This is a genomic window from Mycobacterium colombiense (assembly GCF_001953985.1).
Classification (GTDB): domain Bacteria; phylum Actinomycetota; class Actinomycetes; order Mycobacteriales; family Mycobacteriaceae; genus Mycobacterium; species Mycobacterium colombiense_B.
The window spans coordinates 21,689-47,953 of record NZ_MBEI01000009.1; the positions used below are offsets into that span (position 1 = coordinate 21,689).

Annotated in this window: 25 protein-coding genes; 9 read left to right on the top strand and 16 right to left on the bottom strand. The window is 68.3% G+C overall.

Features of this window, described 5'->3' with window-relative positions:
• Nucleotides 1–24: 24 nt before the first annotated feature.
• The gene (locus A5732_RS02360) at nt 25–1,035 is read right to left on the bottom strand and encodes a 4-hydroxy-3-methylbut-2-enyl diphosphate reductase (RefSeq protein WP_076050909.1); all 1,011 of its coding nucleotides are present in this window, start codon (nt 1,033–1,035) and stop codon (nt 25–27) included.
• Between the two features lie 89 nt (nt 1,036–1,124).
• On the opposite strand from A5732_RS02360, the gene A5732_RS02365 reads away from it, so the two are divergent.
• The 4 genes from A5732_RS02365 to A5732_RS02380 all read left to right on the top strand — a co-directional run bounded on the left by A5732_RS02365 (nt 1,125) and on the right by A5732_RS02380 (nt 4,386).
• Nucleotides 1,125–1,724 (top strand): lipid droplet-associated protein, encoded by a 600-nt coding sequence (locus tag A5732_RS02365; RefSeq protein WP_064952958.1) that lies wholly within the window; start codon nt 1,125–1,127, stop codon nt 1,722–1,724.
• Nucleotides 1,721–2,965: an exodeoxyribonuclease VII large subunit gene (xseA, locus tag A5732_RS02370; protein ID WP_076100416.1), complete on the top strand. Its 1,245-nt coding sequence runs from the start codon at nt 1,721–1,723 to the stop codon at nt 2,963–2,965. The genes A5732_RS02365 and xseA overlap by 4 nt, the downstream gene beginning before the upstream one ends.
• Nucleotides 2,955–3,224 carry an exodeoxyribonuclease VII small subunit gene (locus A5732_RS02375; protein WP_064952956.1) on the top strand — a complete coding sequence of 90 codons (270 nt, stop codon included), beginning with the start codon at nt 2,955–2,957 and terminating at the stop codon, nt 3,222–3,224. Before xseA ends, A5732_RS02375 begins: the two co-directional genes overlap by 11 nt.
• Nucleotides 3,225–3,285: 61 nt before the next feature.
• Complete coding sequence (locus A5732_RS02380) at nt 3,286–4,386, top strand: 3-beta-hydroxysteroid dehydrogenase (RefSeq protein WP_076100419.1); 1,101 nt, start codon at nt 3,286–3,288, stop codon at nt 4,384–4,386.
• Here A5732_RS02380 and A5732_RS02385 read toward each other — a convergent pair.
• From A5732_RS02385 to A5732_RS02395, 3 genes are read right to left on the bottom strand one after another with little or no spacing between them, the layout of a single operon-like run.
• Nucleotides 4,383–5,927, bottom strand: a complete 1,545-nt coding sequence (locus tag A5732_RS02385; protein WP_076100421.1) for a carboxylesterase/lipase family protein — start codon at nt 5,925–5,927, stop codon at nt 4,383–4,385. The genes A5732_RS02380 and A5732_RS02385 overlap by 4 nt on opposite strands.
• Nucleotides 5,928–5,952: 25 nt before the next feature.
• The gene (locus A5732_RS02390; protein WP_076100424.1) at nt 5,953–6,750 is read right to left on the bottom strand and encodes a dienelactone hydrolase family protein; all 798 of its coding nucleotides are present in this window, start codon (nt 6,748–6,750) and stop codon (nt 5,953–5,955) included.
• 31 nt (nt 6,751–6,781) lie between these two features.
• A complete protein-coding gene (locus A5732_RS02395; RefSeq protein WP_076050915.1) occupies nt 6,782–7,480 on the bottom strand; it encodes a DUF4245 domain-containing protein in 699 nt (232 codons plus the stop codon).
• Nucleotides 7,481–7,534: 54 nt separating this feature from the next.
• Between A5732_RS02395 and glpX the strand changes: the two genes are divergently transcribed.
• The 3 genes from glpX to A5732_RS02410 are packed head-to-tail and all read left to right on the top strand — an operon-like array spanning nt 7,535 to nt 11,133.
• The gene (gene glpX, locus A5732_RS02400) at nt 7,535–8,614 is read left to right on the top strand and encodes a class II fructose-bisphosphatase (RefSeq protein WP_142248473.1); all 1,080 of its coding nucleotides are present in this window, start codon (nt 7,535–7,537) and stop codon (nt 8,612–8,614) included.
• A 30-nt stretch (nt 8,615–8,644) separates the two neighbouring features.
• The gene (locus A5732_RS02405; RefSeq protein ID WP_076100427.1) at nt 8,645–10,060 is read left to right on the top strand and encodes a class II fumarate hydratase; all 1,416 of its coding nucleotides are present in this window, start codon (nt 8,645–8,647) and stop codon (nt 10,058–10,060) included.
• A 53-nt stretch (nt 10,061–10,113) separates the two neighbouring features.
• Nucleotides 10,114–11,133, top strand: a complete 1,020-nt coding sequence (locus A5732_RS02410) for a hypothetical protein (RefSeq protein ID WP_076100430.1) — start codon at nt 10,114–10,116, stop codon at nt 11,131–11,133.
• Between the two features lie 16 nt (nt 11,134–11,149).
• On the opposite strand, the gene A5732_RS02415 is transcribed toward A5732_RS02410, so the two are convergent.
• From A5732_RS02415 to A5732_RS02435, 5 genes are all read right to left on the bottom strand, one after another.
• A complete protein-coding gene (locus A5732_RS02415) occupies nt 11,150–12,592 on the bottom strand; it encodes an adenylate/guanylate cyclase domain-containing protein (protein ID WP_081388707.1) in 1,443 nt (480 codons plus the stop codon).
• 153 nt (nt 12,593–12,745) lie between these two features.
• Nucleotides 12,746–13,621, bottom strand: a complete 876-nt coding sequence (locus tag A5732_RS02420) for a polysaccharide deacetylase family protein (RefSeq protein ID WP_075234343.1) — start codon at nt 13,619–13,621, stop codon at nt 12,746–12,748.
• A 57-nt stretch (nt 13,622–13,678) separates the two neighbouring features.
• Nucleotides 13,679–14,980: a PhoH family protein gene (locus tag A5732_RS02425; RefSeq protein WP_007776610.1), complete on the bottom strand. Its 1,302-nt coding sequence runs from the start codon at nt 14,978–14,980 to the stop codon at nt 13,679–13,681.
• 252 nt (nt 14,981–15,232) lie between these two features.
• Nucleotides 15,233–16,060 (bottom strand): acyl-ACP desaturase, encoded by an 828-nt coding sequence (locus tag A5732_RS02430; protein WP_065055752.1) that lies wholly within the window; start codon nt 16,058–16,060, stop codon nt 15,233–15,235.
• 141 nt (nt 16,061–16,201) lie between these two features.
• Entirely contained in the window at nt 16,202–17,671 is a 1,470-nt protein-coding gene (locus A5732_RS02435) for a glycine hydroxymethyltransferase (RefSeq protein ID WP_076050918.1), read from the bottom strand.
• A gap of 114 nt (nt 17,672–17,785) precedes the next feature.
• Between A5732_RS02435 and coaA the strand changes: the two genes are divergently transcribed.
• Nucleotides 17,786–18,724, top strand: a complete 939-nt coding sequence (gene coaA, locus A5732_RS02440; RefSeq protein ID WP_044487112.1) for a type I pantothenate kinase — start codon at nt 17,786–17,788, stop codon at nt 18,722–18,724.
• A 28-nt stretch (nt 18,725–18,752) separates the two neighbouring features.
• On the opposite strand, the gene A5732_RS02445 is transcribed toward coaA, so the two are convergent.
• The 3 genes from A5732_RS02445 to A5732_RS02455 all read right to left on the bottom strand — a co-directional run bounded on the left by A5732_RS02445 (nt 18,753) and on the right by A5732_RS02455 (nt 21,632).
• The gene (locus tag A5732_RS02445) at nt 18,753–19,175 is read right to left on the bottom strand and encodes a hypothetical protein (protein ID WP_065054174.1); all 423 of its coding nucleotides are present in this window, start codon (nt 19,173–19,175) and stop codon (nt 18,753–18,755) included.
• Between the two features lie 249 nt (nt 19,176–19,424).
• Nucleotides 19,425–20,795: a hypothetical protein gene (locus tag A5732_RS02450; RefSeq protein ID WP_076050919.1), complete on the bottom strand. Its 1,371-nt coding sequence runs from the start codon at nt 20,793–20,795 to the stop codon at nt 19,425–19,427.
• Nucleotides 20,796–20,843: 48 nt separating this feature from the next.
• Entirely contained in the window at nt 20,844–21,632 is a 789-nt protein-coding gene (locus A5732_RS02455) for a (2Z,6E)-farnesyl diphosphate synthase (RefSeq protein ID WP_064952985.1), read from the bottom strand.
• Nucleotides 21,633–21,808: 176 nt separating this feature from the next.
• Between A5732_RS02455 and trhA the strand changes: the two genes are divergently transcribed.
• The gene (gene trhA, locus A5732_RS02460; protein WP_076050920.1) at nt 21,809–22,582 is read left to right on the top strand and encodes a PAQR family membrane homeostasis protein TrhA; all 774 of its coding nucleotides are present in this window, start codon (nt 21,809–21,811) and stop codon (nt 22,580–22,582) included.
• On the opposite strand, the gene A5732_RS02465 is transcribed toward trhA, so the two are convergent.
• The 4 genes from A5732_RS02465 to mca form a co-directional block, all read right to left on the bottom strand.
• The gene (locus A5732_RS02465; protein WP_064952942.1) at nt 22,579–22,962 is read right to left on the bottom strand and encodes a nuclear transport factor 2 family protein; all 384 of its coding nucleotides are present in this window, start codon (nt 22,960–22,962) and stop codon (nt 22,579–22,581) included. The two genes, trhA and A5732_RS02465, sit on opposite strands and share 4 nt — an antisense overlap.
• 77 nt (nt 22,963–23,039) lie before the next feature.
• The gene (locus A5732_RS02470) at nt 23,040–25,055 is read right to left on the bottom strand and encodes a thioredoxin domain-containing protein (protein WP_076100433.1); all 2,016 of its coding nucleotides are present in this window, start codon (nt 25,053–25,055) and stop codon (nt 23,040–23,042) included.
• Complete coding sequence (locus tag A5732_RS02475; RefSeq protein ID WP_065054180.1) at nt 25,042–25,353, bottom strand: hypothetical protein; 312 nt, start codon at nt 25,351–25,353, stop codon at nt 25,042–25,044. Before A5732_RS02475 ends, A5732_RS02470 begins: the two co-directional genes overlap by 14 nt.
• Nucleotides 25,350–26,222, bottom strand: a complete 873-nt coding sequence (gene mca / locus A5732_RS02480; protein ID WP_065054182.1) for a mycothiol conjugate amidase Mca — start codon at nt 26,220–26,222, stop codon at nt 25,350–25,352. Before mca ends, A5732_RS02475 begins: the two co-directional genes overlap by 4 nt.
• Nucleotides 26,223–26,265 lie beyond the last annotated feature (43 nt).

Here is a 26,265-nt window from a genome sequence, read left to right on the forward strand (position 1 = left end):
CATCGGGATGAGGCGCAGCGCGGCTCAGCGACCTGACCGGATCTCGCGCGGCAGCGCGAACACCAGGGTCTCCTGCGCGGTTGTGACCGGCTGCACCACGTCGTAGCCGCACTCGGCCAGCCGCGCCAGCACGCCTTCGACCAGGACTTCGGGCACCGATGCGCCTGAGGTGACGCCCACCGTGGTGACGCCTTCCAGCCACGCCGGGTCGATGTCGTCGGCCCAGTCGACCAAGTGCGCGGCGGACGCCCCGCCGCCCAGCGCCACCTCGACCAGCCGCACCGAATTCGACGAGTTGCGGGACCCGACGACGATCACCAGATCGCACTCCGGGGCCATCGCCTTGACCGCGACCTGGCGGTTCTGGGTCGCGTAGCAGATGTCGTCGCTGGGCGGATCCTGCAGCTTCGGGAACCGCTGCCGCAGCCGCTCGACGATCTCCATCGTCTCGTCGACCGACAGCGTGGTCTGCGAGAGCCACACCACCTTGTTCTCGTCGCGCACCGTCACGTTGTCCACGGCGGCGACCCCATCGACCAACTGCACGTGGTCGGGCGCCTCCCCGGCGGTCCCGACGACCTCCTCGTGGCCCTCGTGGCCGATGAGCAAGATGTCGTAGTCGTTGCGGGCGAATCGCCTGGCCTCGTTGTGCACCTTGGTCACCAAAGGGCACGTGGCGTCGATGGTGTGCAGGTTCCGGTCGGCGGCCGCGGCGTGCACCGTGGGCGCGACGCCGTGGGCGGAGAACACCACGATGGCGCCTTCGGGAACCTCGTCGGTCTCCTCGACGAACACCGCGCCGGCCTTTTCCAGAGTGGTGACGACGTGCCGGTTGTGCACGATCTCGTGACGCACGTAGACCGGTGGGCCGTGCTTTTCCAGTGCGCGTTCCACGGTCTCCACGGCCCTGTCCACGCCCGCGCAATACCCGCGCGGTTCGGCCAGGAGCACTCGCTTACGGGCTGGGTCGCTGGCTACCGATCGCGCTGGTCCTCCCACCCGGCCGGGAATCCCCATGTCGATAGTCGGCGGCATGTCGTCCAGGGTACTTACTGCCGACACGGGCTTGCCAGCTCGCGCCGGTGGGCTTGGAGTTATCCGCCGCTTAGGGCAATCTGGGACCCATGGGCACTGCACCGTATGGCGTTCGGCTGCTGGTCGGCGCGGCAACAGTCGCTGTCGAAGAGACCATCAGGCTGCCGAAAACCATCCTGATGTACCCGATGACGCTGGCCAGCCAGGCTGCACACATCGTGATGCGCTTTCAGCAGAACCTCGCCGAGCTGGCGATCAAGGGCGACAGCACCCTCGAATCGATCTTCCCGCCCCGGGATGAGAAGCCGGAGTGGGCCACCTTCGACGAGGACCTGAACGACGCGATCGACGGCGGCTTCAGCCCGGTGCAGGACGGCGGTGAGGGCGAGCGCCGGGCCGAGGGCCGGTTCGCGCTGTACTCGGTGGCCGACGCGCACGAAGACGCCAGCGCCCTGACCAAGCCCGCCCGGCAATCGAAGAAGCCGGCCGCCAACGCCTCGGTTCCGCAACCGGCGGTGGTCACCGAGCTGGACTACGCGGCGCTGACGCTGGCGCAGCTGCGGGCCCGCCTGCAATCGCTGAGCGTGGACGAACTCGAAGCCCTGCTGGCCTTCGAGCAGGCCACCAAGGGCCGCGCACCGTTCCAGACGCTGCTCGCCAACAGGATCACCCGCGCGAACGCGAAGTGACACCGGCCGTTACCTCCGAACCGAATTCCGCCGAGAACCCGTTTCCGGTGCGCGCGGTGGCCATCCGGGTCGCCGGCTGGATCGACAAGCTGGGCACAGTCTGGGTGGAGGGCCAGCTCGCCCAGATTTCGATGCGGCAGGATTCCAAAACCGTGTTCATGGTGCTGCGTGACCCGGCCGCCGACATGTCCCTGAGCGTGACGTGCCCGCGCGACCTGGTGCTGGGCGCGCCGGTCAAGCTGGCCGAAGGCACGCAGGTGGTGGTGCGCGGCAAGCCGTCCTTCTACACGGGGCGGGGCACATTCTCGTTGCGGCTCACCGAGATTCGCGCGGTCGGGGTGGGCGAGCTGCTGGCCCGCATCGAGCGGCTGCGCCGGCTGCTGGACGCCGAGGGGCTATTCGATCCTCGGCTCAAACGACCAATCCCCTTCCTGCCCAACCTGATCGGCTTGATCACCGGCCGGGCCAGCGCCGCCGAACGCGACGTGACAACCGTGGCGGCCGCACGCTGGCCCGGGGTGCGCTTCGCGGTGCGCAACACTGCGGTCCAGGGGCCCAACGCGGTCGCCCAGATCGTCGAGGCGCTGGGCGAACTCGATCGCGACGCCGAGGTGGACGTCATCGTGCTGGCCCGCGGCGGCGGCAGCGTGGAGGACCTGCTGCCGTTCTCCGACGAGACGCTGTGCCGCGCCATCGCGGCGTGCCGCACGCCGGTGATCAGTGCGGTCGGCCACGAGCCCGACAATCCGCTGTGCGATCTGGTCGCCGACCTTCGTGCGGCCACTCCCACCGACGCGGCGAAGAAGGTGGTGCCCGATACCGCCGCCGAGCAGCGGCTGATCGACGACCTGCGCCGGCGCAGCGCGCAGGCGCTGCGCAACTGGGTGTCCCGCGAGCAGCGGGCGCTGGCCCAGATCCGCAGCCGCCCGGTGCTGGCCGAGCCGCTGGCGGCGCTCACCGCGCGCGCCGAGGAGGTGCACCGCGCCCGGTCGGCGATTCGCCGCGACATCACCCGGCTGGCCGCCACCGAGAGCGAGCGCGTCGGCCACCTGAGCGCGCGGTTGGCGACGCTGGGGCCGGCGGCCACGCTGGCCCGCGGCTACGCCGTCGTGCAATCCATCGGGCCGACGAACCGGGTGCTCCGCTCGGTCGACGACGCGCCGGCGGGCACCCGGCTGCGGGTGCGGGTGGCCGACGGCGCCGTGGCCGCCGTGAGCGAGGGACGGACCGATGGCGCGTAAAAACGACGGCGGAGACGAGGCCGCGACCCCGGAAGAGGGCGAATCCATTACACCTATTAGTCACCTGGCCTATGAAGCGTGCCGGGACGAATTGATCGAGGTCGTCCGAGCGCTGGAGCAGGGCGGATTGGACCTGGATGAGTCGCTGAAACTGTGGGAAAGAGGCGAACAGCTCGCTAAACGCTGCGAAGAACACTTAGCTGGCGCTCGGAAGAGAATCGAAGATGCGCTCGCGGCGGGCGACGCTGAGGACGCGTGAATTCGAGGATATCGGGGGACTTTGTTGAACATTTTTTTCGAAACTGGAACACGTTTCAGTTATGCTCTCAACCATGGGTGATGCATCACTGACGGCCGAACTCGGCCGTGTCCTGGTCACCGGGGGGTCCGGATTCGTCGGCGCCAACCTGGTAACCACCTTGCTCGACCGCGGGCATCAGGTCCGCTCCTTCGACCGTGCGCCCTCACCGCTGCCGCCACACCCGCGGCTGGAGGTGCTGCAGGGCGACATCACCGACACAGCTGTGTGCGCGCGGGCGGTCGACGGCATCGACACCGTCTTCCACACCGCGGCGATCATCGATCTGATGGGCGGCGCGTCGGTGACCGATGAGTATCGGCAGCGCAGCTTCGGGGTCAACGTCGGGGGCACCGAGAACCTGGTCCGCGCCGGACAGGCGGCTGGGGTGCAGCGCTTCGTCTACACGTCGTCCAATAGTGTCGTCATGGGTGGCCAGAACATCGCCGGCGGCGACGAGACGCTGCCCTACACCAACCGGTTCAACGACCTGTACACCGAGACCAAGGTGATCGCCGAGCGATTCGTCTTAGGCCAGAACGGGGTTGACGGACTGTTGACGTGCGCGATCCGGCCCAGCGGCATCTGGGGCCGTGGCGACCAGACGATGTTCCGCAAGCTGTTCGAGAGCGTGATCGCCGGCCACGTCAAGGTGCTGATCGGGCGCAAATCGGCCCGGCTGGATAACTCCTATGTGCACAACCTGATTCACGGTTTCATCCTGGCGGCCGAGCACCTGACGCCGGGCGGCACCGCGCCCGGCCAGGCGTACTTCATCAACGACGCCGAGCCGATCAACATGTTCGAGTTCGCCAGGCCGGTCGTCGAAGCCTGCGGGGAGAAGTGGCCGCGGGTCCGGGTGAACGGCCCCATCGTGCGCGCGGCGATGACGGGTTGGCAGCGGCTGCATTTCCGGTTCGGGATACCGGCGCCGCTGCTCGAGCCGCTCGCCGTCGAGCGGCTGTATCTGGACAACTTCTTCTCCATCGCCAAGGCGTCGCGCGATCTCGGATATCAGCCCCTGTTCAACACCGAGCAGGCGCTCTCGGAATGCCTGTCGTACTACGTCGAGATGTTCCACGAGATGAAGCGACAAGTCCTGGCGGGCAAGGCATCCGCCTAGCGGAAGCTCACCATCTCGCTGCCCCAGGCCGCGCGGATCTCGGCATCGACGTCGTGTGCGAGGGCGTCGGTGCGGCCGATGATCAGGCAGGAACGGTCGTCCTGGGCGTACTGCGTCCACTCCGGCTCACCGGCGGGACCCGCGGGCGTGCCGTGCGCGGCGAAGTTGATCCACCGGGCGCGCACCCTCTTGGATACCGCCTTGGCGGCTTTGGTACCGCCGAGCTTCAAGGTGGGATCCTTGGGCGCACCGAGAGTGCCCCACACGTAAGGCAATTCGGTGGCATGCGCGGCGTTGACCATCAGCAGCTTCAGCAACGGGGTGGCGTAATCGAACCGGTACAGATAGACCGGCGCCACCCGGCTGTGGCCCTCGGCGAGCCACACCGACGGCATCCGGAAGCCGACGTCGGTCGCGATGCTCAAACTCCTTGCCTTGCGCCGCATTCGCGAATACGCCGAGCCGATCACTTCTTCGGTGGGCAACTGCAGATCGGGTTGTTCGGCGGCGATCTGGTTGAACATCGACGTGATTGCGCTCGGTGTGATCGGCATCAGCGGCGAGCGCATCAACCGAAACAGCGCCGCCTCATGCTTGTTGGTGCCGATGATCAGCGGGACCGGATGTGAGCGGCCCTCCTGCGCCAGCTTGACCGGGTAGTCGGCCAGCACGTCGCCGTCGACGATCGGGACGAACGCCAGCCTTCCCGGGTTGCGCACCGGCACTTCGTCGAACACCTGTTGCGACGCGGCCAGGATCGCCGCCATGGGAATTTCGAGCAGCTTCTGCGATTCCGACGGGCCGATTCCCAGCTGGTCGAGGAAGGCCTGGGCCACCAGGGCGGCCCGCTCGCGGTCGTAAACCGAAGTGGCCGGCGAACTTTGCGCGATCGCCGCACCGAACAGCCCCTCGGCCGCGGGGCTGGCCAGCAGCGTCGTGACGATCCCGGCCCCTGCGGACTCGCCGAACAGGGTGACCCGCCGCGGATCGCCGCCGAAGGCCGCGATATTGTCGCGCACCCACTCCAGCGCCGCCAACACGTCGCGCAAGCCGACGTTGGAGTCGAAATTCCGCCCCGCGCTGTCGAACGACGACAGGTCGAGAAAGCCGAGCACCCCGAGCCGATAGTTGACGGTCACCACGACGACGTCGCCGTGGCTGACCAGCCTGCGGCCGTCATACAGCGTCTGGCTGCTCGACCCCAGGACGTAGGCGCCGCCGTGTAGCCAGACCATCACCGGCTTGGCGTCGCCGGGCCGGGTGTCAGCGGACGCCCAGACGTTGAGCCGCAAGCAATCGTCACCCTGTGGCGCGCCCAGATCCAGTGGCATGTTGGGAAATACGGGTTGCGGGCAGGCCGGCCCGAACGCGGTGGCGTCGGCGACCGCCGTACTCCGCGGGGGCGGCTGGGGCGCCCGGAAACGCAACTCGCCGATGGGGGCCGCCGCGTACCGAATGCCCTTCCACGCCTTGACGTTGTCCTCTTCGATGCCCCGGACCGGGCCGTAGTTGGTTTCGACCACCAGGTCGTCGATTGCCATGCGCGTGCGAAATCTCCTGAAGGACCTAGAACAGGCGTTGCGTGAGGAACTCGACCACTCGCTTACGGGCCTCGTAGGCGGGGTGGCCGTCGACCTCGCGGACCTCGTCGGTGAGCACCGAGTGCGCCATCTTGCCGAAGCCGTGCTGATTGTTTGGGCCCGAGTCGATGTCGATCACCTCGAAGGCGTCGCCGAGGCGCTGCTTGAGCGTCACGAACCGCTCGGCGGGCGCCGTCTTGTCCTCGCTGAACCGCAGGCCCATGGCGCACAGGCCGTCGTTGGCGCACCGGTCGGCCACGGTGGCAAGTTCGGATTTGCTCAGGCCGGGGTCCCGGCGCCGGGCGGCACCCAGCGGGAACGGGACCGACGGCTGCGAAAGCACCGGCGCCAGCACGCTGTCGTCGACCGCGGCGGCCAGCGCGAACCCGCCGGTGAAGCACTGGCCGATCACGCCGACACCCTTGCCCGGCGTCGATGCGTTGAGATCGCGGGCCAGGGCACGCAGGAACAGCGACACCGGCCGCTGCTTGTTCAGCGCGAGTGCGGCGAATTCCCTTGCCACGCATACTCGCCCGAGGGAACCAGCGATGTAACCGGCCGTCTTGGCCTTGCCCGGCTCGCCGAACAGTGACGGCATCGCGACGGTGAAGCCGTTGTCCACCAGGTGATTACCCAGGGCGAGCACGCCGGGATGGATTCCGGGGATCTCGGGTATCAGCACCACGCCCGGGCCGCTGCCCTTGCGGTAGACGTCGTGGGTGTACCCGCCACCGCTGAACGGTGCCGCCGACCATCCGGACAGATCAGCCTCTGGTGCAGTCACGTCGACAGGACCCCTTGCTTGCGCGGGTGAGCTAGCGGCTTGGCAAAGGCGGTTGCGATTGCGTCGCCGAGGCCAGCGTACGGAATTGATCGGTGTTTCCGGCGCCGGTTATCGCAATTTGGGTGACACCGCCCGGGCCGCTGAGCCGGGTCGTCCATACCGGCTCGGCATCCGCGCCGTCCTGGCCGGAACCCTGATAGACCACCCAGCTGGTTCCGGCGACGTCGACCGCCCCGGTCGGGAAGGCCGACGGATGAATCGAGTTGATGAGCTTGTCCTCGTCGGCGTCGCTCTGGGTCAGGCTCAGATACATGCCGGTCGGACTGATGTAGCCGACGACCGAGATGGGCGCGTTCACTCGCTGGCCGGTGGCGGGGTCGGTCCGCCCGCCCTGGATGCCACCGCGGTGGCCGGAGTTGGCCTGCCAGCCGGCGGGCAGCCGGGGTTGGCGGATGGGAAAGCCGAGCGCGGAAGCGTCGGCGCGCAGGGACGCGCCCGCGTCATAAGACGGGATGGGGCCCTCGTGGTGGCCCAGCTGAAACGAGCACATGCCCAGCATTCCGGCCAGCACGACGCACCCGATGACCAGCGGAATCAGGGACCAGAACATGTCCCGGCCGTCCTGCAACAGCCGGGGCTTCGCCGGCCTGGGCGCCGGTCCTGGTTGGGGGGACGGCGCGCCGGCCACGTTCCCATCAAGCTGGGCATTCAGCGGTGGCTCCTCCGTCATCCCCCAAGTATCCCAGTTCCAGCGGAGCGATCCGCTTCTGGGACAATCCCAACCATGACAGTTGAGGGCAACCACTCGACCGCCACCGCCGGCCGGGCCCCAGCGCAGGGGCGACCGCGCGGTGAGGCCCCGGACCGCAACCTGGCGTTGGAGCTGGTGCGGGTCACCGAGGCCGGTGCCATGGCCGCAGGTCGCTGGGTTGGCCGCGGCGACAAAGAGGGCGGCGACGGGGCGGCCGTCGACGCGATGCGTGAGCTGGTCAACACGGTCTCGATGCGCGGGGTCGTCGTCATCGGCGAGGGTGAGAAGGACCACGCGCCGATGCTCTACAACGGCGAGGAGGTCGGCAACGGCGACGGCGCGGAGTGCGACTTCGCCGTCGACCCGATCGACGGCACCACGCTGATGAGCAAGGGCATGCCCAACGCCATCTCCGTGCTGGCGGTGGCCGACCGCGGCGCGATGTTCGACCCGTCCGCGGTGTTCTACATGAACAAGATCGCCGTCGGGCCCGAGGCCGGGCACGTGCTCGACATCACCGCCCCGATCGCCGAGAACATCAAGGCCGTCGCCAAGGTCAAGGCGCTGTCGGTGCGAGACATGACCGTCTGCATCTTGGACCGGCCGAGGCATGCCCAGCTGATCCACGAGGTCCGGGCGACCGGAGCCCGCATCCGGCTGATCACCGACGGTGACGTTGCCGGAGCCATCTCGGCCTGCCGGCCGCACTCGGGCACCGACATGCTGGCTGGGATCGGCGGCACGCCGGAGGGCATCATCGCCGCGGCCGCGATCCGCTGCATGGGCGGTGCCATCCAGGCGCAGCTGGCACCGACGGACGACGAGGAACGCCAGAAGGCCATCGACGCCGGCTACGACCTCGACCGCGTGCTGACCACCGAGGACTTGGTCTCCGGTGAGAACGTGTTCTTCTGCGCCACCGGGGTCACCAACGGCGACCTGCTCAAGGGAGTGCAGTACTACCCCGGCGGCTGCACCACGCAGTCGATCGTGATGCGGTCGAAGTCGGGAACGGTCCGGATGATCGAGGCCTACCACCGCCTTTCGAAACTCAACGAGTACTCCGCCATCGACTTCACCGGCGATACCTCCGCCGCCTATCCCCTGCCCTGACCACCGACCGAAGAACGAGGAAGCCGCTTTATGGGCGCTGAAAACGTCGAAGACACCGAGCACCGCATCGAGCACGACACCATGGGTGAGGTGCGCGTACCCGCAAAAGCGTTGTGGCGCGCGCAAACCCAGCGGGCGGTCGAGAACTTCCCGATCTCGGGCCGCGGCCTGGAACGCACCCAGATCCGCGCGTTGGGCTTGCTGAAGGGCGCCTGCGCGCAGGTCAACAAGGACCTCGGGTTGCTGGCGCCGGAGAAGGCCGACGCGATCATCGCCGCGGCTGCCGAGATCGCCGACGGCCAGCACGACGACCAGTTCCCCATCGACGTCTTCCAGACCGGTTCGGGCACCAGCTCCAACATGAACACCAACGAGGTGATCGCCAGCATCGCGGCCGCCAACGGTGTGACGGTGCACCCCAACGACGACGTCAACATGTCGCAGTCGTCGAATGACACTTTCCCCACCGCGACGCACATCGCGGCCACCGAGGCCGCCGTGCGTCATCTCATCCCCGCCCTCGAGGTGCTGCACGCCGCGCTGGCGGGCAAGGCCCGCGAGTGGCACACCGTGGTCAAGTCGGGTCGCACCCACCTGATGGACGCCGTCCCGGTGACGCTCGGTCAGGAATTCAGCGGATACGCCCGGCAGATCGAGGCGGGCATCGAGCGGGTGCGCGCGACGCTGCCCCGGCTCGGCGAGCTGGCCATCGGCGGCACCGCGGTCGGCACCGGCCTGAACGCTCCCGACGGCTTCGGCGCCAAGGTGGTCGAAACGTTGGTCGCCTCCACCGGTCTGAGCGAATTGCGCACGGCGGCAAATTCATTCGAGGCGCAGGCGGCGCGTGACGGCCTTGTCGAGGCTTCCGGCGCGCTGCGCACCATCGCGGTGTCGCTGACCAAGATCGCCAACGACGTGCGCTGGATGGGGTCGGGCCCGCTGACCGGCCTGGCCGAGATCCAGCTGCCCGACCTGCAGCCGGGTAGCTCGATCATGCCGGGCAAGGTCAATCCCGTTCTGCCCGAGGCGGTCACGCAGGTCGCCGCGCAGGTGATCGGCAACGATGCCGCCGTCGCGTGGGGCGGTGGAAACGGCGCGTTCGAACTCAACGTCTACATCCCGATGATGGCCCGCAACATCCTCGAGTCCTTCAAGCTGCTGACCAACGTGTCGAAGCTGTTCGCGGAGCGTTGCATCACCGGACTGGCCGCCAATGTGGAGCACCTGCGCGAGCTGGCCGAGTCGTCGCCGTCCATCGTGACGCCGCTGAACTCGGCGATCGGCTACGAGGAGGCCGCCGCGGTGGCCAAGCAAGCGCTCAAGGAGCGCAAGACGATTCGTCAGACCGTGATCGATCGCGGCCTGATCGGCGACAAGTTGTCGATCGAGGAACTCGACCGGCGGCTCGACGTGCTGGCGATGGCCAAGGTCAAGCCCGAAGACTGAGCCGCCCGTCCGGGGGTAACGGCGGTGGTCGACGAGAGTAAGGGTGGTTTTCCATGACGGCTCCTCCCGGTGGTCCCTACGGTCAGGGGCCCTACGGAAGCAATCCGTATGGGCAGGACCCGAATTGGGGCGGCCAGCCGCAGGGCGGTCCCGGTCCCTACCCGCCAGGTGGTCCTGGCCCCTATCCGCCAGGTGGTCCCGGTCCTTACCCACAGGGCGGTCCCGGACCGTACCCGCAGGGCGGTCCGTACGGCTACCCGCCGCCGGGTGGGCAGTACCCGTATCAGCAGTATCCCCAACCCGGACAACCGTTTCCGCCGGGTGGCCCGGGCGGGCCCTATCCTCCGGGGCCGCCGCCGGGTGGGTCCGGCTCGAAGCTGCCGTGGCTGATCGTCGCCGGTCTGGTTGTGCTGGCGATCATCGCGCTGGTGGCGACGCTGCTGGTGATGCGGGGCGGCCATGACAACAAGCCGGGCACCGCGCCCTCGGCAACGAGCACCTCGGTCTCGCAGCCGAAGAACTCCGCGCAGAACGCGACCGACTGCACCCCGAACGTGTCCGGCGGTGAGATGCCGCGGAGCGACTCGATCTCCGCCGGCAAGCTTTCGTTCCCCGCCAGTGCGGCACCGGGCGGCTGGACGGTGTTCTCCGACGACCAGGGGCCGAACCTGATCGGCGGGCTGGGGGTCGCCCAGGACGTGCCCGGAGCCAATCAGTGGATGATGACGGCCGAGGTCGGCGTCACCAATTTCGTTTCCAGCATGGACCTTACGGCGCAAGCCACGAAGTTGATGCAATGCATCGTCGCGGGCCCCGGCTACGCGAACGCCCAGCCCACGCTCGGACCGACGAAGTCGTCGTCGATCACCGTCGACGGCACCAAGGCCGCCCGGGTCGACGCCGACGTCACGATCGCCGATCCCAGTCGCAACGTCAAGGGCGACTCCGTCACCATCATCGCCGTCGACACCAAGCCGGTCACGGTCTTCATCGGCAGCACACCCATCGGTGACGCCGCCTCGGCGGGCCTCGTCGGCAACATTATTGCCGCGCTGAAGGTCTCGAAGTCCTGACGCGGGGTATGCCCGGCTAGCCGGCCGAACCGGTCGGCGCCGAGACGTGGGTGGCCTCGGATCGCCCGCGCAGCACGGTGGAATAGCATTCGGCCCACTGCGCGCACTCGGCCTCACCCGCGGCCTCGATGGCGCCTGCCGAGCACAGAATCCGTCGGTCCGAGGTTTTGGCGAGGTCGGCCAGCCGCGCGGCTTCGTTGACTGCGTCACCGATCACGGTGTATTCGTACCGGTTTTCGGCGCCGACGTTGCCGGCGAACACCCGACCCGCCGACACACCGATGCCGAAATCGACCGGCAGCGCCCGCAGTTGGGAGCCGAGCGTGCGGGCGGTCGCCAACGCCGACGATGCGGGCTCGCTGATCGGCAACGGCACCCCGAAGACGGCCAGTGCGGCATCGCCGGCGAACTTGTTGATCAGTCCGTGGTGTTCGTCCACGGCGTGCACGACGATCCGGAAGAAGTCGTTGAGCACCTCCGCGACCTCTTGCGGGGGGCGGCTTTCGGCAAGCTGGGTGGACCCCACCAGGTCGATGAAAAGCACCGCCGCTTCGACCACGTCGCCCGACAGCGTGGCGCCCTCGGTGAGGGCGCGTTGCGCGACGTCGGCGCCGACATGGCGGCCGAACAGGTCACGCAGCCGGTCACGCTCGGCGAGGCCCGCCACCATTCGGTTGAATCCCGTTTGCAGCCGCCCGATTTGGGAGCGTTCGTAGGCGCCGACATACGTTTCCATGCGCCCATGCTCGACCTCGGCCATCGCGTCGACGACCTCGCCGACCGGATCCGAAATGGACCGCGAGGTCAGGATCATCGTGGGCAGCCCGAGCACCAGCGCCGCCAGCGACACCACCAGAATCGGCACGTCCAGCGAGGCCGACTTCTCGATCAGCCAGCCATACGAGCGCAGAACCACCAGCGTCGCGATGACGGCGATGGGAAAGGCGCTGCACAAGAACCACAGCAGAACCAGCCGCGCGTACACGCTCGGCACCGCCAGCCGCGGCTCGGCGCCCAGCGTGGCCGCTCGCATGATGGGCCGCAGGGTGCGTTGCGCGAGAAGCATCCCGGTGCCGGCGGCCGCCGATCCGCCGAGCAGCACGCCGAGCACGATGGGCAGCAGAAGTCGCGGCCCTCCGGTTCGATTCAGCAGGATGAAGATTCCGCCGGTCATCGCCCAGGATGTCACCAGGATCGCCGACTGGCGTCCGGCCAGCTTCATCACGGCTTCGCGTTGTTGCGGGGTGGGTTCCTTACCCGCGACGTACCAGCGCACGGTGGGCGCCAGGCTGACGGCGCCGGCCACCGCGACGCTGACGATGCCCAGCGCGATGAGCAGCACCACAGGCGCGGTGTTCTGCCGCGCGAAGTCCGCGTTGGCGCCGACGGAAGTGTGGCCCCGCAACGGAATAAGGATGGCCGCCGCCTCGACGACGGCCAGCACGTAGGACAGGCTCATATCGAACCCGTATTGAAACAACCACCGTCGAAAGGACTTTCGTTGCCCCGTGGCGGGCTGCCGTGCCCCACGCCACGATGGCGGAAGCCGATCCCGAAGCCAGCCCACGGTGATCACCCTATGAAGGTAGCCGCGTCTGGTCCGAAATTTGCCCTACGCACCGTTGTTCGGCCCGCCTGAGTTCTGCCCTGGGATGTCGGTGATCGGGAAATTCGGCATCGGTTTCGGTGAGGGCGTGTTGGGCAGCGTGGGGATGTCGCCGGGCGGGATGTCGTGCAGGCCGTTGACGGGCGGGCCGTTCTCCCGGCTGCCGTAACTGCTGCCGGGAGAACGCGATCCCAGCAGGTCGCTGACCGTCACCAACCGGTAGCCGTTGGCCTTGAGCACCGGGATGAACTGATACACCAGGTCGACGGTGCTCGAGTAGGTGCTGTGCAGCAGGACCACCGACCCGGGCTTGATGTAGGTCATCAGCATGTAGCGCGTCGCCGCCGTGTTCGAGTCGTTCGCCCAATCGAAAGGGATTACATCCCAAAGGATTTCGGCCAGACCGAATTGGCCGGCGGCCTGGCGCACCACCGGGTCGGACAAGCCGCCCGCGGGGCGATACAGGTTCGGGGTGCGGCCGGTCGCGGCGGTGATCGCGTCGTTGGCCTTGGAGAACTGGGCGGCGATGTCCTCGCGCGGGATCGTGGTCATGTTGGGGTGTTCCCAGGTGTGGCTGCCGATCTCCATCCCCGCGTCGGCAATGCGCTTGGCCCCGGCCGGGTTGGCGGCCACCTTGTTGCCGATCAGGAAGAAGGTGGCCTTGGCGTCGTTTTCCTTCAGGATTTGCAGCAGCCGCTCGTCGAACGGCCCCGGCCCGTCGTCGAACGTCAACGCGACGCACTTGATGACCGAACAGCTGAGATCGTCGGCGCGCGTCACGTGACCCGTGAGCCCGCCGATCACCAGCACCGCGACCGCCGCCGCCACACCGACAACCGTGCGCCAGTAGCGCCAGGCTTGAGTGTCGGGTCGTTTCGCCACCGTGGAAGTTTATCGAAGGGAGGCCTACCCGGGGTCGAGCGCGCTGGTCAGGCGCCCTCACTGCGGTCCGGCGATCTCCTCGAGCATCTCGGTGACCAGGGCGGCAATCGGGGACCGCTCGCTGCGCAACAGCGTGATGTGGGCGAACAGCGGATGGCCCTTGAGCTTCTCGATCACCGCCGCGACCCCGTCGTGGCGACCCACCCGCAGGTTGTCGCGCTGCGCGATGTCGTGCGTCAACACCACCCGCGATCCGGTGCCCAGCCTGGACAGCACGGTCAAAAGGACGTTGCGTTCCAGCGACTGCGCCTCGTCGACGATCACGAACGAGTCGTGCAGCGACCGGCCCCGGATGTGGGTCAGTGGCAGCACCTCGAGCATGCCGCGGGACAGCACTTCCTCGAGCACCGCCGGGCTGGCCAGACCCTCGAGGGTGTCGAAGACGGCCTGCGCCCACGGCCCCATCTTTTCGCTCTCGCTGCCGGGCAGGTATCCGAGCTCCTGACCGCCGACGGCGTAGAGCGGCCGGAAGACCACCACCTTGCGCTGGGTCCGCCGCTCGAGCACCGCCTCCAGGCCGGCGCACAACGCGAGCGCCGATTTGCCCGTGCCCGCCTTGCCGCCCAGCGACACGATGCCCACCGACTCGTCGAGCAGCAGGTCCAGCGCCACGCGCTGTTCGGCGGACCGCCCGCGCAGCCCGAACACCTCGCGGTCGCCGCGCACCAGCTGGACGCGTTTGTCCGCGTTGACCCGGCCCAGCGCGTGAGAGCTTCCGCCGAGCAGCCGAACACCGGTGTGGCAGGGCAGGTCTCGCGCTTCCACCAGATCGATCTCGCCGTCGGTGAACAGCGCGTCGATGTCCTCGGTGGCGGTCTCGATCTCGCGCATCCCCGACCACCCGGAGGCCACCACGTCCTGGGCGTGGTACTCGTCAGCCGCCAGACCCACCGCGGCGGCCTTGACGCGAAGCGGAATGTCCTTGCTGACCAACGTAACTCGCTTGCCTTCGGCGGCGAGGTTGGCGGCGCAGCTCAGGATCCGGGAGTCGTTGCTATCGCTGCGGAAGCCCGCCGGCAACACCGACGGGTCCGTGTGGTTGAGCTCAACGTGCAACGAACCGCCCTGCGTCCCAACGGGAATGGGTTGATCCAGTCGTCCGTGCAACAGCCGGAGATCGTCGAACAGCCGCAAGGACTGGCGGGCGAACCATCCCAGCTCGTGGTGGTGGCGTTTGGCCTCCAGCTCGCTGATCACCACCAACGGAACAACCACCTCGTGTTCGGCGAACCGGCTGCACGCCCAGGGGTCGGACAGCAGCACGGAAGTGTCGATCACGTAGGTCCGGATTTCGGTCACGTAGCGCTCCTCGAGCGGGATGAGCCCGCGCGGACCCGCACAGGCATGTCGACGGGAACCGCAGCACCAGGACCGGGGCCGGTCCTTCCGTTGTGGTGACGGGAGGTGCCGCCCTGGCAGCAGAGCATGACGCTGACCATCGGGATCGACGCTACTCCCGTGGCCGCATGCGCGCTGTGCAGGCGCGCCGACGTGAGGAGCCGCGACCGCCTTCGGCTGGCGGTCGACGTTGAGGGGCGTGTGCAGGCCGGCTTAGCCGACGATCAATTGCCGCAGTTGAGGCTCGTCCGCGAGCCCCCATGCGGTGATGCGGTCGGAGATCGCCTGACGCAGCTGCTCCGGATCGAAAATGCCTGCCTTTTCGACGTTCTGCACCTTGTCCGCGTACGCGTCGATGTCGGCGCCGGGCACCTCCAGGTCGGCCGCGCGGGCGGCGATCGCCGCGATGGTCTCGTCGCGGGTGTACTCGAGGCAGTGCGCGACGAGGTTGGAGAAGAAGACCTCGTGGCGCCGCTCGTCGCGGGCGATCCGGTCGACGAGGCCGGCCAGGATGGGCTCCTCGAGCTTGGCGGCCAGGTTTTCACAGAACACGGCGTGGGTGCGTTCGACGAACGCCATGTGCACCAGCGTTTCCACCTGCGAGTAGGTGTCGGCGCGGTAGCCCTTCATGACGTACTGGACGCGGGCCTCTTCGTTGGCGGTCGGGTCGACCTCGCGGGTCACCACCAGGTACTCGCGCAGCGCGATGGCGTGCAGGTGCTCCTCGGCGGTCCACCGGCCCAGCCAGCGGCCCCAGTAGTCCTCCAGGATGAAGTGCTCGACCAGCTCGCGGTGGTGCGCGGCCAGGTTGTCCTTGAGCAGCAGCATGATCTCGCAGGCGTCCGTCAGCGGCCTCGGCAGCGTCATCGATGACGGGTCCCAGTCGCGCCCACCGAGGAAGGCGAAGTTCTCGCCCCGGTCGAACGGCACGTAGTCGTGGGCGAACCAGAGTTCTTCGGTGGACAGGTGGCGGTCGATGTTTGCTTCGACGACCGGCTCGAGTTCCAGGGTCAGCGCGTTAGCAACAGGTCTTTCGGCCATGAGATAACTGTAACCCGCGTACACAGGTTCATGAAATCGCCCGGGTCGTGTCGCGCAACTGGTGACTTTGGTCCTCAGAGCCGCTGCGCCCCGGCTACCAGCCGACCTGGCTCCACTCCTGGAGCCCTTGGTACAGCGAGCCTAGAGAGTCAGGCCCGGGTAAAGCGGGTTGGCGGCCAATAGTTCGGCCGCGGCCGCCTTGACCCGTTCGGCGGTGCCGTCGGCCAGTGAATACTTGGCCTTGGAGGAGCCCTCGGGTTCCGTGTTGGTCAGCACGTCGATCATCAACTCGGCCACTCGGTCGAAGTCGTCGGCACCGAAGCCGCGGGTGGTCAGCGCGGGGCTACCGAGCCGGATGCCGCTGGTATACCAGGCGCCGTTGGGGTCGGCGGGGATGGCGTTGCGGTTGGTGACGACGCCGGCGTCCAGCAACGCCGACTCCGCTTGACGTCCAGTCAAGCCAAACGAGGTGACGTCGAGCAGCACGATGTGGTTGTCGGTGCCCCCGGTAACCAGCCGGGCGTCGCGCTTAAGGAAGCCGTCGGCCAGGGCCTGGGCGTTGTCGGCGACCCGCGCCGCGTAGTCCCGGAACGCGGGTTGCCTCGCCTCGGCGAGCGCGACGGCCTTGGCCGCCATTACGTGTGACAGCGGCCCGCCGAGCACCATCGGGCAGCCCTTGTCGACGGCGTCGGCGTATTCGGGTTGGCACAGGATGAGGCCGCCACGCGGACCCCGCAGCGACTTGTGCGTCGTCGTCGTCGTGACGTGGGCGTGCGGCACCGGGTCCTCGTCGCCGGTGAACACCTTGCCCGCCACCAGGCCCGCGAAATGCGCCATGTCCACCATCAGGGTGGCGCCCACCTCGTCGGCGATTTCACGCATCGTCGCGAAGTTGATCCGGCGCGGGTAAGCGGAGTAGCCCGCGACGATGATCAGCGGCTTGAATTCGCGCGCGGCGGCCGCGACTGCGCCGTAGTCGACGAATCCGGTGTCCGGATCGGTGCCGTAGCTGCGCTGGTGAAACATCTTGCCGGAGATGTTGGGCCGGAAGCCATGGGTGAGGTGGCCGCCGGCATCCAACGACATGCCCAACAACCGCTGGTTGCCCAGTTCGGTGCGCAGCTTCTCCCAGTCGGCCTCGGACAAATCATTGACGTGCTTGACTCCCGCCTTGGCCAGACCCGGCGCCTCGACCCGGGTCGCCAGGATCGCCCAGTAGGCAACGAGGTTGGCGTCGATGCCCGAATGGGGCTGCGCGTACGCATGCGGGGCGCCGAACAGCTCTCGGGCGTGCTCGACGGCAACGCTTTCGACGGTGTCGACGTTCTGGCATCCGGCGTAGAACCGATGTCCGATGGTGCCCTCGGCATATTTGTCTGACAGCCAGGTGCCCATCGTCAGCAAGACCGCAGGCGACGCGTAGTTCTCGCTGGCGATCAGCTTGAGCGAATCACGTTGGTCAGCGAGCTCTTTGCGCGTCGCCGCGGCGATGCGTGGTTCGACGGACTCGACCACCTGCAGTGCGGCTCGGTAGGCAGCGGTCGCGGTGTCGGCGTATTCGCTGCCCGGTGACGTGGTCGAGATGGCGGTGCGGGTCAAGTCGGCTGACATGAGAACAAGACTAGTCGGCCGGCTAACCCCGCAGCGAGGCCGCTGGCGCTATCCAGCGGCACGTTTAGCCAGCCCAGCCGTCGGGCTATTCGGCGCCCCTGCAACACTTGCACTATGCCGCGGCTTAGCGAGCCGAGCCCATATGTGGAGTTCGACCGAAAGCAATGGCGTGCGCTTCGTATGTCGACGCCGCTGGCCCTCACCGAGGAAGAGCTCGTCGGCCTGCGCGGTTTGGGTGAACAAATCGACTTGCTCGAAGTCGAAGAGGTCTACCTGCCGCTGGCCCGGCTCATTCACCTGCAGGTCGCGGCGCGGCAGCGATTGTTCGCCGCCACCGCCGAATTCCTCGGCGAACCCCAGCAGAACCCGGACCGGCCGGTGCCGTTCATCATCGGGGTGGCCGGCAGCGTGGCGGTCGGCAAGTCGACCACCGCCCGTGTGCTGCAGGCCCTGTTGGCGCGGTGGGATCACCACCCGCGCGTCGACCTGGTCACCACCGACGGCTTCCTCTACCCGAACGCCGAGCTGGACCGGCGGAACCTGATGCACCGCAAGGGGTTTCCGGAGAGCTACAACCGTCGCGCGCTGATGCGGTTCGTGACGTCGGTCAAATCCGGTTCGGACTATGCGTGCGCGCCGGTGTATTCGCACCTGAAATACGACATCATCCCCGGGGCCAAGCACGTGGTCCGTCACCCCGACATCTTGATCCTGGAGGGCCTCAACGTTCTGCAGACCGGTCCGACCCTGATGGTGTCGGACCTGTTCGACTTCGGCGTGTACGTCGACGCCCGAATCGAAGACATCGAACAGTGGTACGTGTCGCGATTCCTGGCCATGCGCAGCACGGCCTTCGCGGATCCCGAATCGCACTTCCACCACTACTCGGCCCTCAACGACACGAAGGCGGTGGCCGCCGCTCGCGAGATCTGGCGGTCGATCAACCGCCCCAACCTGGTCGAGAACATCCTTCCGACCCGGCCGCGCGCCACCCTGGTGTTGCGCAAGGATGCCGACCACTCCATCAACCGGCTGCGGCTGCGCAAGCTTTAGCGCTTAACCGCAGCCGGCCGGGCGCGGATCAGGCCTCGAGGCGACGCAGTCCCAGGTATTGCAGACCCGCGAACGCCGCCGTGTAGGCGCCGCCGGCCAGGGTCAACGCGACGCCGGTGCCGGTCAGCGGCAGCGCTTCGGCGGCCACGATCGCGGCCAGCGTGAACGCGACGTTGACCACCACGACGCTGATACCGACACGCCGCAGTTCCGGCAGCGCCCCGAGGCTGAACACCAGCAGGCCGGCGATCACGAAAACCACGCCCACTGTGTATTCCTGGAAGGACGTCAGCCCGGTCAGCGACGAGATCGGGTCGGCGAGAAAGGCGATGGCCAACCCGCACAACCCCGTCAGGGTCGCGTCGGCACGCACGGCAAAACGCAACAGCGAGTCCGTCGAGTCGTACAGGGGCCGGGTCGGGATGCTTGAAACACCGGTGATCGAGCTCATGTGCTTACTCCTCGCGATGGCGGGTTGGGTCGAACAGCTTTCAGCGTGCCGCCAGTGCACTGCCATATCGACTCGTGGCGCTGCCAACTACTGCCACGGATACAACGACGAGGTGGTTCACCCGATCTATTCCCGTCGCCGGGTAAATATTTGACACGCGCCAGTCCCTGGAGCTCAGCGGCCCCACGAGTCACAGGTATAGGGGCACAGCACCGCGCCTCGGCGACCGCGGTGAGTCCTGTACCCGTTCTAGTCGGTGGGAACCGGGACCCGGCCGCGAAGATCGGCGGCGATCAGCCGGGCGGCGGCGTTCTGCCAGTTGTGCAGCGAGCGCTGGGGAACCTCGGTGACGAACCACTGCCAGGCCTGCCGCGCGGTCGGATCCAGACCCGAGGCGGTGGCGTTCTGCGCGTATGCGCGCACCCCGACGACATAAGGGAAATACAGCGAGTTGTAGTACCGCCACTCTTCGGTGGTTCCGAAGTCGCCGCCGTCGCGGGGCTTGAGCCGCGCTATGCCGTCGGCCAGCACGGCCTTGAGTTCGTTGGCCCGCTCGATCGGTTGGTCGGGGGCTCCTCGGGCGGCCAGCCGCTCGTCGATCACCGGAAGCGCGGTCAGCGGGCTGGCGACCAGCTTGGTCAGGTCGCCGTAGTGGCCCAGTGCGCGACGGGTGAGCCTGGCGAAGGTGACCTCGTCGACGCCGGCCAGCGGATGCTCCTGGCGCAGCGGCAGCGCCGCCCCAGTATGGCGCAGCGTGGCCCGATCCGCCCGCAGCGCAGGGGATTTCGAGAACGCAAGGCGGTCGAGCACCCCGGCCAGCGGATCGGCGAGCACCTGCACGGTGATCGCGATCGCGAGGCTGGTGAACAGCAGCACGGTCAGCGCGGTCTGCGCGCCGGGGTCGTCGCGGGTGACCGCCAACCCGATCAGCGCCTGGCCGCCGAACAGCACCGCAACCGCCACCGAACCGGCAAACGAGCGCAGCATGTCGGCGCGCAGCGCGTGGCCCTCGTCGAACGCGTCCCACAGGGCGACGGCGACCCCGAGCCCGAGGACGTCGCAACTCGTCGACGCCAGCGCGACCCAGCTGGGCACCAGGCCCAGCGGAATGATCAGGATCGCGTTGCTCAGCGCGAAGAACAGGGTGGCGGTGATGGCGAGTCCGACGGCGCGCCTCGGTCGCCGCGGGCGGCGCAAGGCGACGGCCATCGCGCCGAGCGTCGACACCGAGATCGCCGCGAACATCAGCCAGTGGCCTGGCCGCAGCGGCCCGTCGACGCTGCCGGCCAGCGCCGCACCGAACAGGGTCAGCGCGGCGACCCCGGCCACGAGTAGCACCTCGCGGGTGCGCGAGCGCCAGCCGTCAGTGGGCCGGGACAGCTCGACGAGCACCGCGAACCACGCCACGCCGGGGACGGCCGTCAGGTAGATCTCGACCCGGCTCAGCAGCTGGGCTTGCCCTGGGCTGGCGGTCCGAACCGCATCCAGGCCCACGACGAGCGCGAATCCGCACAGCCCGATCGCCGCAAGCGCGAGGACGGGTTTACGCAGATCGCGGGCGGCCAGATACAGGCCCAGCCACGCGCTCAGCGTGAATACCACCGCCGACAGCGCAGCCATGTCCTTAGTGTGGCACGCGCGCGAGCGGGCGCTGAAGGCCTTTGGGGGCTACTTGCCGTGCCGGCGATCCCGCCGGCTGTAGTCACGCAGCGCGCGCAAGAAGTCGACGTGCCGGAACGCCGGCCAGTGCGTTTCGCAGAACCACATCTCCGAATACGCGCTCTGCCACAGCAGGAATCCGGACAGCCGCTGCTCGCCCGAGGTGCGGATCACCAGGTCGGGGTCGGGTTGGCCGGACGTGTAGAGGTTCTCGGAGATGGCGTCGACGGTCACCGCGTCGACGAGCTCCTCCGCGGTCGCGCCGTTGGCGAGCTTTTTGTTCAACAACGCACGCACCGCGCCGACGATCTCCTGCCGGCCGCCGTAGCCGACCGCCACGTTGACGTGAAACGGCGCGACGCTGGGCGTGGACTCGACAGCATCGCGCAACCGGCGGGCCGGCTCGTCGCCGAGCAGTTCCAGGTCCCCCACCGTGCGCACGCTCCAGCGGTTGGCCGGTGCGCAGATCTCCTCCACGACATCGGTGATGATTTCGATCAGCCCGGCCAACTCGTCGGGATCGCGTTGCAGGTTTTCGGTGGACAGCAGGTAAACCGTGGTCATTTCGACCCCGGCTTCCTGACACCAGCGCAGCATCTCGGCGATCTTGGCCGCGCCCATCCGGTAGCCGTAGCTGACGTCCTCGTATCCCGCGTCGCGGGCCCATCGCCGGTTCCCGTCGCACAACACGGCGATGTGCCGCGGTAGCTGGGACTTCGAGGCGGCCAGGCCCTGCCGCAGCCGCAGCTCGTAGACGCGATACAGCGGCTCTTTGAGGCGCGGCGGGATAATTTCCACGAGCATCCACCCTACTGCCAGCGGTGATTTATTCACCGGTCCCATTTCGGCCCGGTGCCTGAGAAACCTGAGAAGTCGAGACTGCGCCGTAACCATCCCTGGCTACTGTGGATCGTGAGCACCCCGGGCGACCTTCCCACCGGTATCCCACGTTGCGAGAACAAGACACAGGAGACATGAGCAGCCAGACCAGCACCGTCCCCAACCCGGATCCCGAGCCCGAGTCGATCGTTCCGGGCAACACCGTCGAGCAGTTCGTCGAGGGTGCCGCCCAGGTCTTGGGCAAGCCCCGGATGCGCGGCTGGATCCATTTCGTCTCGGCGTGGCTGGCCATCATCACCGGCGCCACGCTGGTGTCGGTGTCCTGGGCGGTCGAGTCCCCCCGCGCCGGCCACTCCACGCTGGTCTACGCCGCGGCGACGGTGGCGATGTTCGCGGTCAGCGCCACCTATCACCGGGTGCAGTGGAAGTCGGACGTCGCGCGCAGCCGGATGAAGCGGCTCGACCACTCGATGATCTTCGTCTTCATCGCCGGCAGCTACACGCCGTTCGCACGGCTGGTCATGCCGCAGAACACGGGCGTGCTGGTGCAGTGCATCGTCTGGGGCGGCGCGGCGGCCGGCATCGCGTTGAAGATGTGCTGGCCGACGGCGCCGCGCTGGGTCGGCGTGCCGCTTTATCTGCTGTTGGGGTGGGTGGCCGTCTGGTTCGCCCCGACGATCCTGCACCAGGCGGGCGTGGCCGCGATGGTGCTGCTGGCGGTGGGCGGCGTGTTCTACAGCGTGGGCGGCATCTTCTACGGCCTGCGCTGGCCCGACCCGTGGCCGAAGACGTTCGGCTACCACGAGTTCTTCCACGCCTTCACCGCGATCGCGGCGATCCTGCACTACATCGCCATGTGGTTCGCCGTCTTCTACACCAGCGACCACGCCTGGTTATTGGGCGGCTAGGCCGGGGCGACGTCGTCCTCCGGCGACCAGTAGGCCTTCATCGAGGCGATCTTGCCTTCGGCGTCGAAGACCATGACGTCGATCGGCTCGATCACCATCCGGTGCTCGCCCGCGGTCACGGTCAGCCGGAATTGGAAGGCCGCCTCGTTGCCGCCGACGCGCAGCGTCAGCAGCTTGCACTCGCGCTGCAGCTCGTTGACCGCGGAGTAGAAGCCGTGGATGGCCTGCCGGCCGATGTGCACCTCGCCGCCGACCGGATCCTCGACGGTGGCGTCGTCGGCGTACAACTCGACCAAGTCATCGGCGCTGCCCTTGGCGACCAGTTCGATGTAGCGGTTGACCGTGCTTCTGATCGCTTCGGTCTTGGCGGCATTCGGCATGGGAGGCAGGGTAACCCCGGGCTAGTGGTGATCGCCAGCGCGGCGCGGCCGGGCGCAGCGGGTCACCACCGTCGGGTTCAGTCGCTGGAAACACCCAGGGCGGCGGCCAGTTCGGCCGTGTTGGTCACCGGCAGGTCGCAGACCTGCCCGCGGCATACGTAGGCGGCGTCGGCGCCGCCCACCCGCGGCCGGCCGGCCAGCAGCGCCGACGAATCCACCTCTCCGCCCACGACGATCGCCCCGCCGGGCGCCAGCGCGCGGGCGCGGGCCAGCAGCGCCGAGCCCGAGGGGTCGCAGGCGACCGCGATCTGCAGCGGTCCGCGCACCGCCGCTTCGGCGACGGCCAGCCAATGGCCGGCCGACCGCGGCGCGCGGTCCAGCAGCACCGAGTGCGCGCCGAGCGATTCGGCCGCCGCCCGCAGATACCGCTCGGCGCGGTCGCCGTCGACCAGGTGCGCGGCGGTCAGCAGCGCCTCGGTGATCGACGACGCTCCCGACGGGGTCGCGCCGTCCAGCGGGTCGGCCGGCCGGAGCACCAACTGCTCGGCATCGTCGGCGGTGTCGAACCAGCGGCCGGGTTGCGCCCGATCCGCGAAGTGCGCCAGCGCGGTGTCGAGCAGGTCGGTGGCCGCGGTCAGCCAGGCCGCATCGGCGCTGAGCTGATAGAGCGCAAGCAGCCCGGTGGCCAGCATCGCGTGGTCCTCGAGTATGGCAACGCTGTCGCCGACCACACCGCCCAGGCTGGCGCGTCGCAACCGGCCGTCGACGACATGCAATTCCAGCAGCGTCCGCGCGCAACGCCTTGCGGCGTCGATCAATTCGGGCTCGTCGAGCGCCACTCCGGCCTCGGCCAGCGCGGTGATCGCCAGCCCGTTCCACGACGTGACGACCTTGTCGTCGCGCCCGGGCTGGATTCGGGTGTGCCGGGCGGCCAGCAGCGCGGAGCGCACGCGGTCCAGCCGTTGCGGATCCTCGGGATCGGCGTGCAGCTGCAGCACCGAGGTGCCGTGTTCGAACGTGCCGGCCGGGGTGACCGCGAAAACGCCTGCCGCCCAGGGGCCGTCGTCGGGCCCGAGCACCTCGTTCAGTTGCGCCGGTGTCCAGACGTAGGTCGACCCCTCGCGGCCGTCGGCGTCGGCGTCGAGCGACGAGGTGAACATGGCGCCGTCGGCCAGATCGTCGAGCAGGAACCGGGCGGTCTGGGCGGTGACCCGGCGCGCCAGCGGATCACCGGTGCGCCTGGCCCAGTGCGCGTAGGCGCGCACCAGCAGCGCGTTGTCGTACAGCATCTTCTCGAAATGCGGGACCACCCAAGCATTGTCGACGCTGTAGCGGGCGAATCCGCCGCCGAGCTGGTCGTAGATGCCGCCGCGCGCCATCGCGTTGCCGGTGTGCGCAACCGCCGCGAGCGCCGCCGGTGAGCCCGTGCGCTCGAAGTGCCGCAGCAGCGCCTCGAGCAGCGCCGACGGCGGGAATTTGGGCGCACCGCCGAACCCGCCGTGCACCGCGTCGCGTTCCTTGAGCAGCGTGGCGACGGCGTGGTCGCACAGCTCGGGCGCCACGGCCGGACCGGCACCCGGGATCCCCGAAGCCATCTTGCGTAGCTCATCGGCGATATTGTCGGAGGCCTCCTCCACCTCACCGCGACGCTCCCGCCAGGTGGCGGACACGGCCGAAAGAAGTTGCAGGAAGCCCTGTTTCGGATAGTACGTGCCGCAGAAGAAGGGGCGCCCGTCCGGCGTGAGGAAACACGTCATCGGCCAGCCGCCGTGCCCGGTGAGCGCGACCGTGGCGTTCATGTACACCGCGTCGATGTCCGGGCGTTCCTCGCGGTCGACCTTGACGCAGACGAACCCCGCGTTCATCGCGGCGGCCACTTCGTCGTCCTCGAACGATTCGTGGGCCATGACGTGGCACCAGTGGCAGGCCGCGTAGCCGACCGAGAGCAGGATCGGCACGTCGCGGGCGGCGGCGTCGGCCAGCGCCTCGGGGGTCCACTGCTGCCAATGCACCGGATTGTCGGCGTGCTGGCGCAGATACGGGCTGGTCGCCAGCCCAAGGGTATTCGTCGAAGCGGGGTCAGCCGGGCTCATCGCCGGGCCCCGGCGCTCGCGGCGAGCCGTCCGCCTGGTCGGGGGCGCCGCCCCCGTCGACCGCGTCGGTGCCTTCGTCGGCGGCCTGGTCCGGTTCGGGGTGCTTGGGATCAAACGATTCCGGCACCTTCTTCAGCTGGCGGTTCATCGACCGCAGCAGAAACAGCGTGCTGATCAACAACAACACGACGATCAGCAGCCCGACCGGGCTGGCCTTGCCGAAATCGGGGCCGGTGTGGCGGGGCGGGCCGTCGGCCTGCCAGCCGGCGGCGGTCACGACCAGATAGAGGTGGTTCACTCGTCGCTCTCGATTCCGGCGAACAGGTCGTCCTCGGGCAGCCGGGCCGGGACGCGCGAGCGCGCCAACTCGAATTCCTCAGTGGGCCAGAGCCGTTGCTGCCACGCGATGGGAGCGGCGAAGAAGTCGTGGTCGGGGTCGATCTGGGTGGTGTGCGCGCGCAGCGCGTCGTCGCGCTGGCTGAAGTACGCCGAGCACTCGACCCGCGTGGTGACCCGGGACTCGAACGGGTCGTGCTTGGCGTCCCAGTGTTCGAGCCACTTCTTGAACGGGGGTTCTTGACCGTGCTTGATGGCTTCGTCGTGCAGCAACTGCATCCGGGCGCGCAGGAACCCGTGGTTGTAGTAGAGCTTGGACACCGTCCACGGCTCACCGGCGTCCGGGAAGAGCCGGTAATCACCGGCCGCCTCGAACGCGCCGACCGAAACCTGGTGGCAGCGAATGTGATCGGGGTGGGGATAGCCGCCGTTCTCGTCGTACGTGGTCATCACGTGCGGGCGGAACTCGCGGACCACGCGGACCAGCGCCTCGACCGACTCCTCCAGCGGCACCAGCGCGAAACAGCCCTCGGGCAATGGCGGCGGCGGGTCACCCTGGGGCAGCCCGGAATCGACGAAACCCAGCCAGGTGTGCTCCACGCCGAGTATCTCGACGGCCTTGGCCATCTCGTCACGGCGGATCTCGGCGATGTGTCCATGCACCTCGGGCAGATCCATCGCCGGGTTGAGAATGTCGCCGCGCTCGCCGCCGGTCAACGTCACCACCAGCACTCGGTGGCCCTCGTCGGCGTAGCGGGCCAGCGTCGCCGCGCCCTTGCTGGACTCGTCATCGGGATGGGCGTGCACCGCCATCAACCGCAATTCGCTCACGTGCTCCCTTGTCACCTCTGGTGGTCGCCCGGTCTGACCCTAT

Coding starts and splice junctions, on each gene's coding strand:
- A5732_RS02360 (WP_076050909.1), bottom strand. CDS start 1,035: ATGCCGCCGACTATCGACATGGGGATTCCCGGCCGGGTGGGAGGACCA.
- A5732_RS02365 (WP_064952958.1), top strand. CDS start 1,125: ATGGGCACTGCACCGTATGGCGTTCGGCTGCTGGTCGGCGCGGCAACA.
- A5732_RS02375 (WP_064952956.1), top strand. CDS start 2,955: ATGGCGCGTAAAAACGACGGCGGAGACGAGGCCGCGACCCCGGAAGAG.
- A5732_RS02380 (WP_076100419.1), top strand. CDS start 3,286: ATGCTCTCAACCATGGGTGATGCATCACTGACGGCCGAACTCGGCCGT.
- A5732_RS02385 (WP_076100421.1), bottom strand. CDS start 5,927: ATGGCAATCGACGACCTGGTGGTCGAAACCAACTACGGCCCGGTCCGG.
- A5732_RS02395 (WP_076050915.1), bottom strand. CDS start 7,480: ATGACGGAGGAGCCACCGCTGAATGCCCAGCTTGATGGGAACGTGGCC.
- glpX (WP_142248473.1), top strand. CDS start 7,535: ATGACAGTTGAGGGCAACCACTCGACCGCCACCGCCGGCCGGGCCCCA.
- A5732_RS02405 (WP_076100427.1), top strand. CDS start 8,645: ATGGGCGCTGAAAACGTCGAAGACACCGAGCACCGCATCGAGCACGAC.
- A5732_RS02410 (WP_076100430.1), top strand. CDS start 10,114: ATGACGGCTCCTCCCGGTGGTCCCTACGGTCAGGGGCCCTACGGAAGC.
- A5732_RS02415 (WP_081388707.1), bottom strand. CDS start 12,592: ATGAGCCTGTCCTACGTGCTGGCCGTCGTCGAGGCGGCGGCCATCCTT.
- A5732_RS02430 (WP_065055752.1), bottom strand. CDS start 16,060: ATGGCCGAAAGACCTGTTGCTAACGCGCTGACCCTGGAACTCGAGCCG.
- A5732_RS02435 (WP_076050918.1), bottom strand. CDS start 17,671: ATGTCAGCCGACTTGACCCGCACCGCCATCTCGACCACGTCACCGGGC.
- coaA (WP_044487112.1), top strand. CDS start 17,786: ATGCCGCGGCTTAGCGAGCCGAGCCCATATGTGGAGTTCGACCGAAAG.
- A5732_RS02445 (WP_065054174.1), bottom strand. CDS start 19,175: ATGAGCTCGATCACCGGTGTTTCAAGCATCCCGACCCGGCCCCTGTAC.
- A5732_RS02450 (WP_076050919.1), bottom strand. CDS start 20,795: ATGGCTGCGCTGTCGGCGGTGGTATTCACGCTGAGCGCGTGGCTGGGC.
- trhA (WP_076050920.1), top strand. CDS start 21,809: ATGAGCAGCCAGACCAGCACCGTCCCCAACCCGGATCCCGAGCCCGAG.
- A5732_RS02465 (WP_064952942.1), bottom strand. CDS start 22,962: ATGCCGAATGCCGCCAAGACCGAAGCGATCAGAAGCACGGTCAACCGC.
- A5732_RS02470 (WP_076100433.1), bottom strand. CDS start 25,055: ATGAGCCCGGCTGACCCCGCTTCGACGAATACCCTTGGGCTGGCGACC.